The 2,206-nt window shown below is 50.8% G+C and carries 2 protein-coding genes; both read right to left on the bottom strand.

The genetic code is table 11. The features are described from left to right. The coding region (locus AACY02_RS25850) for a hypothetical protein (RefSeq protein WP_339434349.1) at positions 1-900 on the bottom strand (900 nt) is incomplete at its 3' end. A gap of 31 nt (positions 901-931) precedes the next feature. Further along, positions 932-2,038: a hypothetical protein gene (locus AACY02_RS25845; protein WP_339434348.1), complete on the bottom strand. Its 1,107-nt coding sequence runs from the start codon at positions 2,036-2,038 to the stop codon at positions 932-934. Between the last annotated feature and the right edge of the window lie 168 nt (positions 2,039-2,206).

Raw genomic sequence — 2,206 nt, 5'->3', positions numbered from 1 at the left:
GCCTTCGAGGGTGGTCATGTGTTTGCCGATGTAGAACTTTTCCATGATCTTCGACTTTTTCCAGTTCTCCGCGTCGTAGCCGGGGCGGTAGTCGGTGTCGTAGGTGCCTCGGGTAGCTTTGGTCGGGCCGCTTTGCGAGGCATTGATCAGGCTCATGATCACGTTGGGTGTGCTGGTGAAACGCAGGCTGTTCTTCACGCTGAAACCGGTGTTGCCGTCGTCGTGAATGAAACCGTAGGGCATGCAAACGCCTGGGCCGTTGGGTACTTGGTAGAGGTCGCGGGCTTCAAATCGGGCGACGAGATCTTTGATCCTTTGCGCGGCATTCTCGGTCGGTTTGTTCATATGGAAGTAAAACACCCGGTTGTTGCGCCAAAGGAGAAACTCGTAGGGAGTTTCTTTTGTGCCCAAGACATGGGCGTCCGGAATGCCCATGTCATGTTCGCATTTTTTGGTTTGTTGTATCTGCTCTTCGAGTTTCGTGATTTCTTTTTCTTGGTTTTTGACGATGTCGGCGGAGTAATTCATTCGCTTGATCGATGCGAGCAGGCGCTCGTTTGTTTTCAGATCGGCCTGCAATATTTTCTTGAAACTTTCGGTTTCATGAACAATGGCATTGCGTTGCCTATCAAATTTTTCATGTGTTGTGACATCGCTGACTCTGATGGTCAGTTCGTCATAGTCGTAACTGACATAGTCACCCACTGCGTGGATATTCTTTGAAAAAACATGACCGCCAGCGCCTTTTATATTGCTGCGCTCAATTGGGAACGTTGCCCATTCGAATGCTTCCGGTAACTGGAATTTGGTACGTCCCAGGCATTCTCGCAAGGTAGCGTCAGCAGATACGGACTGTGCGGCCAGTAAAAGGCTGGCGAGTGTGATGATGACTCGTGTCATGAACTGTGCTCATTTCGAAGCGAGATTTCAGCTATTGCGAGCTGATGCTCTGCGTCAGTTTCAGAAACTTCGGGATGACGGCCTCGGGCGCAGGCGTCAGGTCCTTCAAACCGTCAGTGCCTTTTTGAAAGGTGAACATCTGCGCCGCAATCAACGGACTGACCAAACCGCCGACATGGGCTATGGCAAACCAGGCGCGATCCTGCTCGGCGGATTCCGGCCGAGGGTCCAAGCGCCAGCCTTCGAGGGTGGTCATGCGTTTGCCGATGTAGAACTTTTCCATGATCTTCGACTTTTTCCAGTTTTCCGCGTCGTAGCCGGGGTGGTAGTCGGTGTCGTAGGTGCCTCGGGTAGCTTTGGTCGGGTCGCTTTGCGAGGCATTGATCAGGCTCATGATTACGTTGGGCGTGCTGGTAAAGCGAAGGCTGTTCTTCACGTTGAAACCGGTTTTGCCGTTGTCATGAATGAAACCGTAGGGCATGCAAACGCCTGGGCCTTCGGGCACTTGATAGAGGTCGCGGGCTTCGAAGCGGGTGGCAAGGTCTTTGATCCGCTGCGCTGTATTCTCGGCGGGTTTGTTCATATGGAAATAGAACACCCGGTTGTTGCGCCACAGCAGGAACTCGTAGGGCGTCTTTTCGCTGCCCAATACATGTGAATCAGGAATTCCCAAGTCATGCTCGTGTTTTTTTATTTTAGGTATTTGCTCTTCTAGATTTTTTATTATGGCTTCCTGTTTTTGGATGGTGTCGGGGAGGTAGTTCATTTCCTTGATCGATACCAAAAGATGCTTGTTGGTATCAAGTTTTTCCTTTAGCCGGTTTTTGTACATTTCGGTTTCGTGAACAATGGCATTGCGCTGCCTATCAAATTCTTCACGTGTTGTGATATCGCTGACTCTGACGGTAAGTTCATCATAGTCGTAACTGACGTAGTCACCCACAGCGTGAACATTTTTTGAAAAAACATGACCGCCAGCGCCTTTTATATTGCTGCGCTCAATTGGGAACGTTGCCCATTCGAATGCTTCCGGTGACTGGAATTTGGTACGTCCCAGGCATTCTTGCAAGGTAGCGTCAGCAGATGCGGACTGTGCGGCCAGTAAAAGGCTGGCGAGTGTGATGATGACTCGTGTCATGAACTGTGCTCATTTCGAAGCGAGATTTCTGTTATTGCGAGCTGATGCTCTGCGTCAGTTTCAGAAACTTCGGGATGACGGCCTCGGGCGCAGGCGTCAGGTCCTTCAAACCGTCAGTGCCTTTTTGAAAGGTGAACATCTGCGCCGCAATCAACGGACTGACCAAAC

It is taken from the genome of Pseudomonas sp. EA_65y_Pfl2_P78 (assembly GCF_963970495.1).
In the GTDB taxonomy this organism is placed as follows: Bacteria; Pseudomonadota; Gammaproteobacteria; order Pseudomonadales; family Pseudomonadaceae; genus Aquipseudomonas; species Aquipseudomonas baetica_A.
The sequence above is the reverse complement of the archived record's forward strand: the minus strand, read 5'-3'. Positions and strand labels throughout refer to the sequence as shown.

Excerpts from the sequence above, each read along its gene's own strand:
- AACY02_RS25845 (WP_339434348.1), bottom strand. The coding sequence starts at position 2,038 with ATGACACGAGTCATCATCACACTCGCCAGCCTTTTACTGGCCGCACAG.